The sequence below is a fragment of the Paenisporosarcina sp. NPDC076907 genome, from assembly GCF_050269735.1.
In the GTDB taxonomy this organism is placed as follows: domain Bacteria; phylum Bacillota; class Bacilli; order Bacillales_A; family Planococcaceae; genus Paenisporosarcina.
Genome location: NZ_JBNNIX010000007.1, coordinates 16,458 through 30,209 on the forward strand (window position 1 = coordinate 16,458; position 13,752 = coordinate 30,209).

General features: G+C 33.8%; 17 protein-coding genes. 9 read left to right on the top strand and 8 right to left on the bottom strand.

The window, feature by feature from the left end:
* Nucleotides 1–7 precede the first annotated feature (7 nt).
* Nucleotides 8–256: an AbrB/MazE/SpoVT family DNA-binding domain-containing protein gene (locus ACQKEV_RS16420; protein WP_427447700.1), complete on the top strand. Its 249-nt coding sequence runs from the start codon at nucleotides 8–10 to the stop codon at nucleotides 254–256.
* Nucleotides 257–391: 135 nt separating this feature from the next.
* On the opposite strand, the gene ACQKEV_RS16425 is transcribed toward ACQKEV_RS16420, so the two are convergent.
* From ACQKEV_RS16425 to ACQKEV_RS16440, 4 genes are all read right to left on the bottom strand, one after another.
* Nucleotides 392–832: a GNAT family N-acetyltransferase gene (locus ACQKEV_RS16425; protein WP_427447701.1), complete on the bottom strand. Its 441-nt coding sequence runs from the start codon at nucleotides 830–832 to the stop codon at nucleotides 392–394.
* Nucleotides 833–1,128: 296 nt separating this feature from the next.
* Nucleotides 1,129–1,485: a cupin domain-containing protein gene (locus ACQKEV_RS16430; protein WP_427447702.1), complete on the bottom strand. Its 357-nt coding sequence runs from the start codon at nucleotides 1,483–1,485 to the stop codon at nucleotides 1,129–1,131.
* 549 nt (nucleotides 1,486–2,034) lie between these two features.
* Nucleotides 2,035–2,220 carry a hypothetical protein gene (locus ACQKEV_RS16435; protein ID WP_427447704.1) on the bottom strand — a complete coding sequence of 62 codons (186 nt, stop codon included), beginning with the start codon at nucleotides 2,218–2,220 and terminating at the stop codon, nucleotides 2,035–2,037.
* 323 nt (nucleotides 2,221–2,543) lie between these two features.
* Nucleotides 2,544–2,963: an Lrp/AsnC family transcriptional regulator gene (locus ACQKEV_RS16440; protein ID WP_427447706.1), complete on the bottom strand. Its 420-nt coding sequence runs from the start codon at nucleotides 2,961–2,963 to the stop codon at nucleotides 2,544–2,546.
* A 143-nt stretch (nucleotides 2,964–3,106) separates the two neighbouring features.
* Between ACQKEV_RS16440 and ACQKEV_RS16445 the strand changes: the two genes are divergently transcribed.
* Together ACQKEV_RS16445 and ACQKEV_RS16450 are read left to right on the top strand one after the other, a co-directional pair.
* On the top strand, nucleotides 3,107–3,301 hold the full coding sequence (locus ACQKEV_RS16445; protein ID WP_427447708.1) for a DUF1272 domain-containing protein: 195 nt from the start codon (nucleotides 3,107–3,109) through the stop codon (nucleotides 3,299–3,301).
* Between the two features lie 145 nt (nucleotides 3,302–3,446).
* On the top strand, nucleotides 3,447–3,752 hold the full coding sequence (locus ACQKEV_RS16450; protein WP_427447709.1) for a hypothetical protein: 306 nt from the start codon (nucleotides 3,447–3,449) through the stop codon (nucleotides 3,750–3,752).
* Nucleotides 3,753–3,976: 224 nt separating this feature from the next.
* Here the strand turns inward: ACQKEV_RS16450 and ACQKEV_RS16455 are convergent, their stop codons facing one another.
* The 3 genes from ACQKEV_RS16455 to ACQKEV_RS16465 form a co-directional block, all read right to left on the bottom strand.
* The gene (locus tag ACQKEV_RS16455) at nucleotides 3,977–5,095 is read right to left on the bottom strand and encodes a Fic family protein (RefSeq protein ID WP_427447711.1); all 1,119 of its coding nucleotides are present in this window, start codon (nucleotides 5,093–5,095) and stop codon (nucleotides 3,977–3,979) included.
* A 289-nt stretch (nucleotides 5,096–5,384) separates the two neighbouring features.
* A complete protein-coding gene (locus tag ACQKEV_RS16460; RefSeq protein WP_427447712.1) occupies nucleotides 5,385–5,678 on the bottom strand; it encodes a hypothetical protein in 294 nt (97 codons plus the stop codon).
* A gap of 57 nt (nucleotides 5,679–5,735) precedes the next feature.
* Nucleotides 5,736–6,296 carry a site-specific integrase gene (locus tag ACQKEV_RS16465; protein WP_427447714.1) on the bottom strand — a complete coding sequence of 187 codons (561 nt, stop codon included), beginning with the start codon at nucleotides 6,294–6,296 and terminating at the stop codon, nucleotides 5,736–5,738.
* 300 nt (nucleotides 6,297–6,596) lie between these two features.
* Between ACQKEV_RS16465 and ACQKEV_RS16470 the strand changes: the two genes are divergently transcribed.
* From ACQKEV_RS16470 to ACQKEV_RS16495, 6 genes are all read left to right on the top strand, one after another.
* On the top strand, nucleotides 6,597–8,150 hold the full coding sequence (locus ACQKEV_RS16470) for a sensor domain-containing diguanylate cyclase (protein ID WP_427457975.1): 1,554 nt from the start codon (nucleotides 6,597–6,599) through the stop codon (nucleotides 8,148–8,150).
* Between the two features lie 1,206 nt (nucleotides 8,151–9,356).
* The gene (locus ACQKEV_RS16475; protein ID WP_427447718.1) at nucleotides 9,357–10,226 is read left to right on the top strand and encodes a hypothetical protein; all 870 of its coding nucleotides are present in this window, start codon (nucleotides 9,357–9,359) and stop codon (nucleotides 10,224–10,226) included.
* A 95-nt stretch (nucleotides 10,227–10,321) separates the two neighbouring features.
* Nucleotides 10,322–10,882 (top strand): hypothetical protein, encoded by a 561-nt coding sequence (locus ACQKEV_RS16480; protein WP_427457978.1) that lies wholly within the window; start codon nucleotides 10,322–10,324, stop codon nucleotides 10,880–10,882.
* 213 nt (nucleotides 10,883–11,095) lie between these two features.
* Entirely contained in the window at nucleotides 11,096–11,260 is a 165-nt protein-coding gene (locus tag ACQKEV_RS16485) for a hypothetical protein (RefSeq protein WP_427447720.1), read from the top strand.
* A 58-nt stretch (nucleotides 11,261–11,318) separates the two neighbouring features.
* Nucleotides 11,319–12,008, top strand: a complete 690-nt coding sequence (locus tag ACQKEV_RS16490; protein WP_427447722.1) for a hypothetical protein — start codon at nucleotides 11,319–11,321, stop codon at nucleotides 12,006–12,008.
* A 138-nt stretch (nucleotides 12,009–12,146) separates the two neighbouring features.
* Entirely contained in the window at nucleotides 12,147–12,962 is an 816-nt protein-coding gene (locus tag ACQKEV_RS16495; protein ID WP_427447723.1) for a hypothetical protein, read from the top strand.
* Between the two features lie 108 nt (nucleotides 12,963–13,070).
* Here ACQKEV_RS16495 and ACQKEV_RS16500 read toward each other — a convergent pair whose 3' ends face one another.
* Nucleotides 13,071–13,751, bottom strand: coding sequence for a GRAM domain-containing protein (locus ACQKEV_RS16500; RefSeq protein ID WP_427447725.1), 681 nt, complete (start codon nucleotides 13,749–13,751; stop codon nucleotides 13,071–13,073).
* Nucleotide 13,752 lies beyond the last annotated feature (1 nt).

The following is a 13,752-nucleotide window of genomic DNA, read 5'->3' on the forward strand; positions in this document are numbered from 1 at the left end:
TAAATCATTGCATACCAAACGAATTAGCAAGCTAGGAAGAGTCGTGCTGCCAAAAGACATTTTGGACCGTTTCCACTTGGATGATGGAGATCAGATTGACATCTCTTTTAATGATACCCAAATCATCATTGAACCTCATCGTCAAACGTATGTATGTGCGATTACAGGAAAAATCTCCAGTGAAGCCGTGAAAATTGGGGAAGCATGGATTAGTAAAGAAGGCATCAAAAAGTTAATTGAATATATGGATCAATAAAAGCCTTAATTAGCTTCAGGCTTTTATTGATTAGAAAACTAGGTCTTTATGGACACAGCTAAATGGCAAAAAGAAAAAGCCTAGTTTAAGGCTTTGAATAAAAGCTTAATATATACAGGATTGACCACTAGCTATTTATGTTAATTTTTTATACATCACGATATGTGGACCGATAGGAGGATAATCAAAAACTTCTCCATATTCCCTAAAACCTAAATTATTATAATATCCTAGTACTGTTGTTCTTCCTTTGCACCATAAAAAGTCAACACCCTGTTCTTTTATTAAATTTTCAGCGTAGTTTACAACTGATCTTCCAGCACCTAACTTTCGAAACTCCTTAAGCGTAGCCATTTGCCTTAAACGATATTGTCTTTCAAAAGAAAAATCAGGATTCTTATCGACAATAAAGGATGCAACGCTTATAAGCTTTCCTTGATAAAATCCTCCAATATGAAATGCATAATCTTCATGGTCTGAATCATACTTGCAGTCCTCTATAGTTTGATGTGGACGTAGAACAGTATGTCTAATATTGTAAGTCAATTCAGGTTCGATTTTTCTTATCTCAACCATTTCTTTGCTCCTCCTTAAGTAAGTATTTATATAATTAATAATTCTCTTCCCTTTCCAACTATCCTGCTTTTATAAAACATTTTACTGAAAAGGGAGGAGTTAATGAACACCCTATGTTTACGATCTTTTGTGAGGATTAACTCGTTCAATCATGTTCAAGAACTCGTTCAACATTCAAAGTTCAGTAACCTATACGACACTAAGTATAGGTACACGATTAAAATCAAGGCCATAAGAAAAGCCGCCTTGTAAAGGCAGCCGTTTATTCAAAAAAACACCCATTAGTTAAACCACAACTATTTCTTTAATTCCATAAATAAGGAAGGATTTAACTCAACACTTTCAATTACAATAGCAGTCAAACCTTTATCTGATTTCGTTTCATGCCATTCATCTTTTTCCCAAAATACAGCATCTCCAGGCTGAACTTTAATATTATCTTCTTTATCATTGCGAACATACCCTTCTCCATGTATTACTACCAAAAGTTGAGGTACTACTGCTTGGTGATACCCTACAATGCCATTTGCGTCTAAGTGCATACATCCTATATGAGTTGCATTATCTGTTTGAATAACACGAGACATAATAAAATTTGAATTAAATTTTGATATCCTTTTACCATTATCTTTACTAAATTTATAAAACTCCATTCTGTACCTCCAAAGTAATTGTATATACAACATTTATTCAACAGTGTAGAACGAAAATCCTTTAATTGGTATTAAACTAAAGAGCCCGTTAGTAGGATTTGAATTTACATGGGAGTTGAACAAGAACCTGAATGATCCGCCGTAAAAACTCTGATTTTACTTACTCAACTCGATTGTATCACCTATACATCCTAGGTTGACATAACACCCGAATGAGGAAGTGGTCAACTTCGGCTCGAAATGGAATGAGAATTGAAGTAAAACACCCGTTAATTATGTAAGCATACTAGCGACGAGAAAACTAAACATAAACACAAAGAAAAAGGTCATAACTGCTCCGAGTATGACCTGATTATGAGGGTTTTTATCTTCTTTTATCTTCTTTAACAATGAAACGAGATTCAAAAACCACAAGACACCAATCACAGGTACTATAACCAATAAAAAAAATACCAACCTAAGCAACTCCCTTTTTCTTGCCCCTTGTTAAACTAACCCGCGTTAATTTAGGAAGCTATATACTGACAATTGATAGTTGAACAAGACGTTTTATTTATCGTTATCTAGATCATCATCCAGAAAAGAATGTTTATCTTCTTTACTTCCATTCTTTTTCTCAAGAAATTGACCAATTATTGAATTGTTAATCCCTCTCATAACTGCTTTTTCAATAATGGCGTAAAGAATAAATAGCCAAACGATAGAAAGAACAATAAACAAACCAATAGACTCCATAAATAAACCCACCTAAACTTCATAATAGCCAAAATATACCAAAGTTTGTTTGCGGAAGCAATTACCTATTAGGAAAGAATCACCCTTCACACGTGAGTGTATATTCCATGCACCCTAAGTTGACATAACACCACAAGTCGGAAGTTAGGACACGGAACCAACCCGGACAATTGATGTGCACCTTTTAACTTAATTATAGTGGGGGAGATAACAATAAAATCATTCAAAAATCTGTTCATACGCTCTGCAATTTGAGGAGGATGGTTAAAATTAGAAACAATAGTATGACTATTGTTCTTTTAAATCACTTGAAAATTGAGCAGTTAAATCTTTTTGTTAGGAACTGGAGAAGAAAGGTTCATCATGGTGTAAGGTTCTCCGTACTCCATGGTTAGATCAATGAACTCTTCCAATAACTCGTTAGTTTCCGTAATCACCTTAACTAGATAACTATACTCACCAGTTAATCGATGACATTCAATAACTAAAGGATTTTCCTTGCAAAATTCTCTAAATGCTTTACATCGATGAGTTTTCACTAATACAAATGCTTTAACTGATTTGTTTATCTTACTTGAATTGATATCAGCTCTATATCCTTCTATTACTCCATTATCCTCTAACTTTCGTACCCTTTCCGTTACAGCAGGAACAGACAATGAAATTTTACTCCCTAATTCTGTCATGGATATCCTGCCTTCTATTTGTAAGATATCGATTATTCTACGGTTAATGCTATCCAAATTTTATCACCTTCAAATGTTATGTGAAATACATGTATTTCCTTATCTATTTAACCATACCAGTCAATACTCCTTAAAAAAAGTATGTGTTCTTATCAACATTTCAAATAAAATAAATTGAATTCAAAGAAGGAGGAATTTTAATGGGATTAGCGATGAAAAACAAATGTGAGAAATGTCTAGAAAATGTGGAAGAAGAGGCTTATATTTGCGTAAACGAATGTACTTTTTGTAAGGATTGCACAATAAACATGTTTAATGTTTGTCCAAATTGTAATGGGGAACTTGTAAAAAGGCCAAAACCAAAAGGATCATGTCCGATTAGTTCATTATCATGAAATCTCAAGGAGGAGAAATACACAATGACTAAGCTCCGTTAATTATTGATGTCCAGAAAGCCTTTGGTTACATCACTAGAAGGGCTTGGATAAAATGAAATGAAGATTAGACATCCTGTATACTAAAAACACAGGAGTGATTCTGATGGAAAATCATGTTAAAGAAATGCTGAAGCAAATGAATGAACGTATGGAACTAATGATTGAACATATGGACCAAGGATTTTCAAGAGTTAATGAAAGACTTGATGGAATTGACGAAAGGCTTAATCAAGTAGAATTACGTCTTGGTGGAGTTGATGAAAAACTTGATGGAATCTGCGGGCAATTTGAAGAAACCAAAAAACAACTAATCGCTTTAGATAATACAGGAAAATCAGAAACGAAGTTTCTAACACATAAAGTTATTCAACTTGAAAAAGAAGTATTTATTATCGGAAATAAACAGTAAATGTAGTTAGTTTGAGCCAGCTGCCTTTAAAGCTGGCTCTTTTTTCTGCCCTTTTCTCAGGATAAGTTCGGCATTGAGCTTTTTGTTTTGTGTAAAATTTCCCAGGGGTTTCCTGCACCAAAAATGGAAAAAGTGGTTCATTAAGCATTTCGAATTATTTAAGAAATCACAAATAAGTTCGGTAAAAAATAAAGTAGTGTCATTTGATCTTGACACTACTTTTTTTAATCTTCTTTATAACCTAAATCATTTAGCGTTAAATCCTTATATTTGTCTCCAATTTTGTAAGATGTAATTCGCTGTTGACCGCTTGCGCTTTCAATAATTTTTTTATCCAGCCAAGCCATAGCCCATTTAGTAATTGTTATTGGTTTTACTTGAAATAATTCAGCGATTTCTTTTGGTTTAACAGGTCTATTACGTTCAATTAAATACCTAAGTAATGTTTTTTCCTTTGGTTCTAGAGCTAATATACGAGGATCCGAAGTCGTAGTAGCGAATTTTATAGAGAGATTTGCTACTTTTTCATAGGCAAGAGACATCGTTCTAACAAAATATTCTAACCATGGAGCTAAATCATCTGGATTTTCACGTCCGTCATAATAAAGTGCAGGTAGTCCCATTTGTAAATGCCTGTAGTATCCTTGTAAGTCTTCAACATAATATTCTTCTATTGAATGGAATCCTTTAACATCATAATCGGTAGTTGATAAAATGTAAGAAGCTAAAGCCCGTGCTGTACGTCCATTTCCATCTTCGAAAGGATGTATAGTTAGTAATTGATAGGTTGCAATAGCTGCTTTTAGAGGAATCGGAATGTCTTTTTCGTTTTGAATCCATTTTACGAATGCCTTCATTAATTTTGGTAAATCAGAGTGTTCTGGTGGAATATATTCAGGTTGTCTCGTTTGATTATCGTAAACCGCAAATAGTACACCAGGTGGCATAGGACCTCTATATGCACTTTTTAACGATTTGCGACCAGCACCATGTTTCACTATTATTGAGTGAAGTTGTTTAATGAAATCTTCTGTAATTGGAGTTGCTTTTAGTTTTTCTTGTGATAGGAAGGATAATGCTTCCCAGTAGTTACGGACTTCTTCTTCAACAGGAATTCTATAATCATCTTTTTTTTGTTTAACTACTCTAGCAACTTGTTCTAAGTCTAAAGTGTTACCTTCAATTCGAGTAGAATAATGAGTTGCTTTTAATTTTGCCTGTTCTTTCAAATCACTTTCGATATGTGCAGGTATAGGCATGAGTTCAACGATTGCTCTTGATCTTTCAATTAGCATTAAATCTTTAACAATCGGTAACGTATAAGTAAATCTAGGCTGGTACATTTCTTTTCAACCCCTTATTAATATAGTGTAATGTATTTAAATCATACGCTAATCATACGCTATTTAAACATTTAAGGTTGTTATTCATACGCTAATTATACGTTATTTTCGATAATCTAAGACACTAAATAAAATCCCACTTACACCAGTTACGGTGAACCATATCGCAAACAGTAGTAAAGTAGAGAACTAGAAAGCGACAGTATAAATCATGTTTATAACAGAGCAATAGGAAAGGTTAACAACTTTCCACCTAAACCTACTCATTTTATTGAATAATAAGTAGGACTTAAATCCTTTTTGTTGTCCCTGCTAAAAAAGGAATACGATCCCCAGGAATAACTGCTTCGAGTTCACCGAAACTGAAAAACTCTTCTTTATCTGGTTCATCATCTAATCGTGCCCAGAAGCCTTCACGTTCTTCATCAAACTCTGTTAGGAAACCGTGATAATAAACATCATCTTCGTCATCGTCATCGTCTTTTTTTACCCAATAACGAACAACAATCGTTACATAATCCTCTTCCTTAAAGGTAAAATCCGTGACGCCAAGAAGCGAACCATCCTTATATTTCACTTTCATATAATTGTACCTTCCTCTCTATTATTATTTACGGCTTCAGCAGTGGGTAATCATTCCTTACAGACTAAACTCATCAATTGCCTGGTCTATTTCGTCCTGTGATATTCCAATGTAACGCTTGGTAACGACCGGGGCCGAATGGTTGAAAATATCCTGCAGCATGGCCACGTCATTCGTTTTTTTATAGAAGTGATAACCAAAGGTTTTCCGAAGCGTATGGGTCCCAATCTCTTCTACGCCTACTTGTTTAGCAGCGTTCGAAAGAATGCGATACGCCTGAATTCGAGTGATAGGCTGGATTCCTTTTCTGGAAGGGAATAGGAAGTCGTCGTCATACATACCAGCTACATACATGGCAATCTCGTTCTGTAGCGCTGCATTTAGTCGGAATTTCTTGTATTTGTCTGTTTTGCCTTCTCTAAGATGTAGATGTTCTTTTCCTGCCACGTCTTTAACCCTCAGATGAAGCATATCGCTAATCCGTAACCCGCAGTTAATCCCCATGACGAACAGAAAATAATCTCGGAGTGATTGTTGTTTTAACAGCTGTTTGATTTCTTCTATTTTGTCTTTACAACGAATCGGCTGGACGGTCGTATGTCGTAAAGCATTCACCAACGCATCTCCTCCTAGGAATGGAAAAAATCAGTTTCTTATTATGTATTAACAATAGTCATATAAAATGGTTTATAAAGTGACTTCGGTTATTGAAGTTTGTGTGGATCCTAAATTTTGGCTCCTCAAAGAAACTTATAGCGAAATGTTTTACAATTCTATCGGTCAAATCCATGTTTACCGGTTGTCTTGTAATGTCACTATCCAGTTGTTACAATTATTACCTAATACATAGAAAATTGCATTATTTAAACGTATGCTACATGTTGATAATGAACAATTTTTACTTAAGGATGTCATTATTTGAAGACTTTAAGATTTTGGATACTGCTATTGATTTCCGTTACCATGGCGTGCATGTTAGGGATAGGTTTATTCTCAGCCTATTACGTAATTAAGAATAACTTAATTAAAGATTCTCAAACAGTCAATAAGGAGTACTCTGAAAAACTAGCATATGATACAGAAAAACTGTTCGATAATATGCTATCAACCTTAACTGTTTTTTCTAAACAAATTCCAGATACGATGAATGATCCTATTCTTGTTGAAGAACATTTAAAACGATTATTAGTAAGTGGGAATCACTTCAATTCAATCTCCCTTGTTAATTCGGATGGTATTGTCGTTGCTACGTCTCCTGATGTAGGAATAACAGGGACGAAACTTAAATCCATTGGCACTCTAGAAGCCTTGTCTAACAGAGCACCAACAGTTTCTAGTCCATATATAGCTAGTACAGGACGACTTATCATATTAGTGTCAGTTCCCTTATGGAATGCAGACCACAAATATTTGGGTTTTATCGCTGGAACTATCTATCTACAGGAGGAAAATACTCTGCAAGAGGTTCTTGGCACACACTTTTCAAATAACGGTTCATATATATGGGTGGTGGATGAAAAAGGAAGAATAATCTATCATCCCTCAGAAGAAAGAGTCGGAGATTCTGTTAATGAAAATCCGATTACTCAAAAGGTACTCAGAGGTGAAAGTGGTTCGCAACGTGTTACAAATACATTAGACCAAGATTTTCTTGCAAGTTACACTTATTTGCCAACCACCAGATGGGGAATTGTTTCGCAGACTCCGTATGAAGTTGTAGTGAACCCGATTGGGGGAATCGTTCTTAGAATGTTTTGGCTGGCAATCCCGTTTATCTTAATTACAATGGGCCTCGCAGTGTACGTCGCTAATAAAGTTGTGTTTCCCTTAAGAGATTTGGCACGTTTTTCACAACAGTTAAGAGAGCATGGCCTAACCACGAGACCAAGTATTCCAACCTGGTATTATGAAGTTAAACAATTAGATGACACCATTCATGCCTATGCCTTAGAGCAGAAAATGAAATTAGATAGCTTCGAAGAAACTTCCGTTACAGATGCTCTAACAGGATTGAAAAATAGACGATTCATGGAAAATAGCAAACGTAAATGGCTTGAGGAAGGTCAGGAATTCTCAGGTATTTTGGTCGATATTGACAAATTTAAACTCGTCAATGATACTTACGGACATCAAGTTGGAGATGAAGTACTCCAATTTTTTTCAAAACTGATGGAGGATACAGTAGCAAGGGAAGGGTTTCCTATACGCATGGGCGGCGAGGAATTCCTGATTCTTTTGCCCGATATAAACTTGGAAAAAGCAACTAAAATGGCGGAAGACTTACGACACCTTGTTGAAGTGACCGTAAATCCAACAGGTAAACCACTTAGCGTTTCCTGTGGAGTGGGCGAGTACTCAGAAAGTGAAAACTACTCAGACTTCCTTAAGCGTGTAGATCTCGCTCTTTACAAAGCAAAATCAAAGGGCCGAAACCGAGTCGAACAATCCATAAATAAGGAGACCACAACTTGACTCCGCATTCCATGGACCCGTCAACAAACTATAAAAAAGACAGTGATTCAGATAAGTAAACTGAATTACTGTCTTTTTTGTTGGGAATGAGACTTAAAAGGGGAATTTGAATGTTGCGATTGCTCTCATGCTTCATGAAGAACGCGTTGCTCCCAGTGAATGTAACACTTATAGAAAAACGTTACATTCGATTATTTTATTGAAAGCATGTATAAAAATTTACTTAGTCGCTAATACTAAAATCAAATGACCATTCTCTTCAATAATGAATTAATAGTTTTATTAATAGACTTACTCATAAAAGGATTTCAAACTTTGGTTATCAACTAGTAAAAATAAAAACAGTATATAAAACAAAATCTAATAAGGTTATTTAGTGAGTGCATTAAGAAAAAGAATAAAAGAAGGGAGGAAATAACTCTTATGAAAAGGTTTACAAACAAAATTGTTGAAGCGATTGGTATAGGTATCCTTTTACTATTATTTAATCCTGAGTTAATGGTGGTAGGATCTAATATTAGAAAATATACTTTTGAGACGATTGTAGTGACCCTATTAGTAATCATAATCATATTGATTCAAAAACTTCGAATCCACAAACATAATCAATAAAATTTCAAGAACTCGTAAACTATGAGCAAAATAACCCTACCTATTAAAAAGGAAAACCCACATCAAGATGAATGACATGCTTTCCAATTAGCTTCTAATACTACTGATACTTTAGGTGAAGAATCGGCTGTCCTAACGGGGCAGCTTTTTGTATGGTGGAAAACCTTTATTGAAGGGTGCCATGAGTAAAAGTCAATTTACTGGTGTGAGGCGTTCTTTCAATTTGAACTCTGTTCATAATGATTCAGTTATTCAACGTAAATATTTTTACATCCATCTATAATCCAAAATACGAATCAGCTCTATCAAGGGGTTACCTTGTTTTGGTTACTGATTTAATCTCGACAAAAATATTTCATAATATGGTAGAATTTACTTATATAGTTGGACCTTAGAGTGGTATTTCGACGAGAAATCCAATTGTTGATTATTATCTGTACATCACTGTATGCATAGAAATAATTACATCCTTAATAAATCAGAAGGACCGAATGATTGATATAATCATTCATCTGAATTTTTATTGGGGCATATAAACCGAGAGATATAATGTTGTTAAATTGACAATCAACTTATAAAGGTGGAACAAAATAAGTGCAACTAACATCCCCTAGTAATTTAAGTAGTATAGAAGATGTTCATGAATGGTTAAATCGTTGTGCTACTATTTATCAAAATACAGAACATAATGAAAGAATAAAAATAGATTTAGGTAATTTAAAGTGGATTTCTCCAGTTGGAAATGCAGCTTTAGCAGCAACATTACATAAACTAAATTCACGCTACGAAATCATAATATCCATACCTGATAGTGATTCTGCCGATAAAGTTATTGGTTACATGGAAAGAATGAATTTTTTCGAAATATGCCCAAAAGGGATTAAAACTGCTTTTGAGAATAATTGCGATATGGAAAAGTACTATAAGAGACACCGAAACGATCAAACAAATGCATTATTCGAACTTCAAAGAGTAGAGGATTACAGTGAGGTAGGACCTCTGCAAAAATCAATACGTGATATTATGAAAGGAAAACTTTCTCCTAATCGAGTATCTGATATTGCTAGTATTATTGGTGAACTGGCCAATAACTCGATTGAACACGGTGGAACTCCTTGCTTTCCTTGTGTTCAATATTATCCTCAAAAAAAGAAGGTCGAGATTGCTATATGTGATTTTGGTAAAGGAATAGTTAGAACTCTAAAAAATATCGTCCCACATAATTCCTCACATGAAGTTGTTTCTAAAGCAATACTAACAAATGCTAGTGGGGTTGAAGACGAGGATAGAGGAAGAGGCCTAATGGAAGTTAAGCAAAGAACATTTGACTGGTCCCGTATATCGGAATTTTACGTTAGGACTCATAACAGTGCTTATCAAGTATTTCCTAATAAAGTAAAGACTCTAGATTCAGGAGAGTATTATTTTGGCACCTATTATTATATTGTCATTGATATACAATAAAAAAGCTTGACCACATTTCTGTAATGAATTAATATATAGTTAGATTTCAATTTCGTTTTTGAAATCTAAAAATTATGAATTGAATGGTGGATGCTATGCGTCTGATCAGTTTATTGAAACAAGAAGAAAAGTTTATTGACCTTGTGGGAAGAAGACCTGCTGTACCTCTCAAAGATGCAATTATTGAATCAATGGAAGAAGCTCCAAAAGGAACAATATTTTATTATGACTTAAATGAAGTCAGAGAAGTAAATGGTTCTGGTATTCACGAAGTCATTGTCAAACCTTTAGAATGGCTATATGAAAATTATAAGTCACATGAAAAGTTCTTAATACTTAAGAATTTAAGCGTGGAATATGATCATTTATATAACATCCAAATTACTTGTAACAAAGAGAAAGTTTCAATTATTGCTCAAAACGATGAATCATATGAAGTAATTGGTAACAAAGCTGGTGATGCACTCCTAGAGTTGCTAAATCTCACATATCTACATAAACAAGTAACAGCTCGCGATTTAGCGAAAATATTAGATAAAAAACATACCCTTATCGCTACCCATCTTACTAAATTATATGAATATCGATTGATAAGTCGGCAAGAAGAACAACTTCAAGAAGGTGGAAGGCAGTACATCTATAGTAGTTTGTTTTAAGGAGGTTATCCTCCTTTTTAAATCATAGAGTTCAATTTTAAAATTGAAACCTTATACGGTCTTTTAAAATAATCGTATTCAATTTTTAATTTGAAAACGAGAAGGGATAAAATTTATGAATCAAATTTCTAATTATTATTGTTCATTTAGTAGGGAACCACCTTGTTTTTGATTTTGTTTCATCAAATTCTATATAGTTTGGAGGTGAATTGAATGGCAAAAAACACAGGAAACGGATATAGAAAAGGCGCTGTAGATAGTCGTAGTCAATTTAAAGCAGCAAACGGAAATTGGGTAAAGCGCAACACTGATACAGGGAGAATTATGGATCAAAAAACATCGGGGGGGTCCTTTAAAGGAGTTAGAAGAGAGGGTTAAGTCCACTTTTGTAACTAGGTTTGTTGAAAATATAATTATGGAAGAAGGAATTTAGAAAATGGCTGAGTTCACAAGAGCAATACAACAACAAGATACGGTTGTAACGGTAAGTGATACTTCACGGATACAAGGTGGGAGTATCGGAGACACGCTTAATATTGACACTGTAATTAAATTGACTAGTCCTGAAGCAGAAACGGTAACACTTGTGCTACCAACTATTACTGGAGATCCACAGAAAGCCTATTTACGAACAATAGGTGAGGTGGATAATAGACAAGAATTTGAATCTCCTATTGATTTGGAACAATTTGATGCTATGTCTGACGAACAACGTAAGAAACTCGAAGAACAAATTAACGCTTTAAGACAACAGTGGGATCTAATTAAAGAAGAGGCAAATCAAGTCACTTTAAGTACAATTGATTTAGTAGCTGGAAGTCAAGAGTTGAAGTTTTTTATGCAAAAAGAAATTACACCGTCAGCTACTCCCGAAGGAGAGATTTTCGAATTCTCCTTTATTGCTCCACAAAGTAACTTTAGCGTAACACAAGGACAATTCAACATGTCTATAATTATTATTCTTCCAAGAGGGGCTACTATTTATGGTGAACCTCAGGCTATTAGTCCGGAAGGTATTCCCGCGCCAGTATTAGAATATAACAGTAAAATTGCAGGAGTCGGACGACATGTCATTCAGTATTCAATGCAATATGATCCGATTTTTACGATTCGTTATAAATACTAATTACAATTCGAAGTTAGTCTATCCTGATGCTTAGGGTAGACTAATATTATAGGGCTATGGTGATAGATTATGATTCTTGAAAATATACTTCACTTTAATAAAAAAGGACTAAGTAGTTGGAATTTGGTGTTTAAATATATGAAAAAATCAGTAATCACTTTTTTCTTATTGAATTTGTTATTATTAGTTGCTTTTAGTTATTATATTGTAGCAGAATTTAATGATTTTATGATTTTTGTTCCTTTTTTGGGTTCGCTAATTTCTTTACTTTCTCTTTATTTTTTAATAATTCAACCAACCAAAAAAGTAATTAAATCAGTTTATGGAATTTCAATACTGACAAGATTCACCCCAGCTTTTTCTACTAGGGAGTGGGAAATATTTTACTTTTCGTTACTTAGAGCTTTCTTAACACGTAATGGCATAATAAAAAAAATGGCATATGACGATTTGAAAGAAGTTCTAGCTGAAAAAGCTGAAAATCAAGCAAAAAATTATACTCCTTTACTTAATACAGGAATAATATTAGCTTTGTTTATCCCTGTATGGTCTGCAGCAATTACTAGACTATTTAGATCAATTAATGATCTTAATACTGGTATTACTATTGTAATTTTATTCCTTTTCATTATCTTGTTAGTAAGCACCATTGTTGTAAATATTAAATATTTTGTTAAAGAATTTTCATTTTTCTCAAAAGAGCAATCCAGAATTTACTCACTTAAGAATTCCTTAAATATGATTTCTTTTGAGATTTCGTTAGCTGAGATCGAACCATCCCCAAAAAGCTATGAATTTGAAAAAAATATAATAGACAAAGTTATTGCAGATTACACCAAAAAGTATTCAAAGGATACAAATTTATTGAACGATCTAACTGCTGAAAAGATCAATATTGAAGGCTTAACAAGAAATTGGTTTAAATATATAAATTCAAAGCTTAACTTTCTATAATAATTTCTCATTCATAAAAAACAACAACATATGTCATTAATGACATAACTATTGTGATAAAAATAATCCACCCAATCCTTTTTACATTGGGTGGATTAGTATCTAACTTCAACTTATTTTTTGAACAATTAAATTGCCCACTCGGAGCATTTGTTTACTATCAAAAATCTCATCAAATTCTATTTTCTTTACGCCATACTGAATAATGAGTTCTTTTTCTAATAATCCATCTCTGGACCACTGTACATTTTTTATAGTTTGGAATCGGAACTTCTGTTGGAAATCAAGGTTTTTGCTAACAAACCACACTCTTTTGTTTGTTACAATCAAATACCCCTTAATTTCTGTTTTAGATGATTTATCAAACTCACACGAGATAAATGTTAATCCCTGTTCATCCTTTTCAAACACTTCAGTCAGAAGACCTTGGAAGAATTGTTTGTTTGACTGTACAGCTTGAAATTCATAATTTGTATAATCCATTCCATTAACATCAACTACTTTAGAAAGAAGCTCTAGCACTTCCTTTTTTTCTTGTTGTAGTTTTAACTCTTTTTGTTTTTCCAACAGCATAGCCTTTTGCTTAGCTTCCGTTTGTTTTAATTCTCTTTGCTTTTCAAGTTCCACAGCTTTTTGTTGCGCTTTTTTCTTTCTCAATTCCTTTTCATGTTCTGCCTTTAACCTATAACTTGAGACCCTTTGCGCAATTTGTTTTGGATCTTGTTTTTTGGTCAAAAGTTTAATGAAAACATCTTCCACTTTAAAACAAACACTTTGATAAATACCCATT

Excerpts from the sequence above, each read along its gene's own strand:
- ACQKEV_RS16485 (WP_427447720.1), top strand. The coding sequence starts at position 11,096 with ATGGCAAAAAACACAGGAAACGGATATAGAAAAGGCGCTGTAGATAGT.
- ACQKEV_RS16430 (WP_427447702.1), bottom strand. The coding sequence starts at position 1,485 with ATGGAGTTTTATAAATTTAGTAAAGATAATGGTAAAAGGATATCAAAA.
- ACQKEV_RS16450 (WP_427447709.1), top strand. The coding sequence starts at position 3,447 with ATGGAAAATCATGTTAAAGAAATGCTGAAGCAAATGAATGAACGTATG.
- ACQKEV_RS16500 (WP_427447725.1), bottom strand. The coding sequence starts at position 13,751 with ATGGGTATTTATCAAAGTGTTTGTTTTAAAGTGGAAGATGTTTTCATT.
- ACQKEV_RS16495 (WP_427447723.1), top strand. The coding sequence starts at position 12,147 with ATGAAAAAATCAGTAATCACTTTTTTCTTATTGAATTTGTTATTATTA.
- ACQKEV_RS16455 (WP_427447711.1), bottom strand. The coding sequence starts at position 5,095 with ATGTACCAGCCTAGATTTACTTATACGTTACCGATTGTTAAAGATTTA.
- ACQKEV_RS16490 (WP_427447722.1), top strand. The coding sequence starts at position 11,319 with ATGGCTGAGTTCACAAGAGCAATACAACAACAAGATACGGTTGTAACG.
- ACQKEV_RS16435 (WP_427447704.1), bottom strand. The coding sequence starts at position 2,220 with ATGGAGTCTATTGGTTTGTTTATTGTTCTTTCTATCGTTTGGCTATTT.
- ACQKEV_RS16445 (WP_427447708.1), top strand. The coding sequence starts at position 3,107 with ATGGGATTAGCGATGAAAAACAAATGTGAGAAATGTCTAGAAAATGTG.
- ACQKEV_RS16425 (WP_427447701.1), bottom strand. The coding sequence starts at position 832 with ATGGTTGAGATAAGAAAAATCGAACCTGAATTGACTTACAATATTAGA.
- ACQKEV_RS16480 (WP_427457978.1), top strand. The coding sequence starts at position 10,322 with ATGCGTCTGATCAGTTTATTGAAACAAGAAGAAAAGTTTATTGACCTT.
- ACQKEV_RS16460 (WP_427447712.1), bottom strand. The coding sequence starts at position 5,678 with ATGAAAGTGAAATATAAGGATGGTTCGCTTCTTGGCGTCACGGATTTT.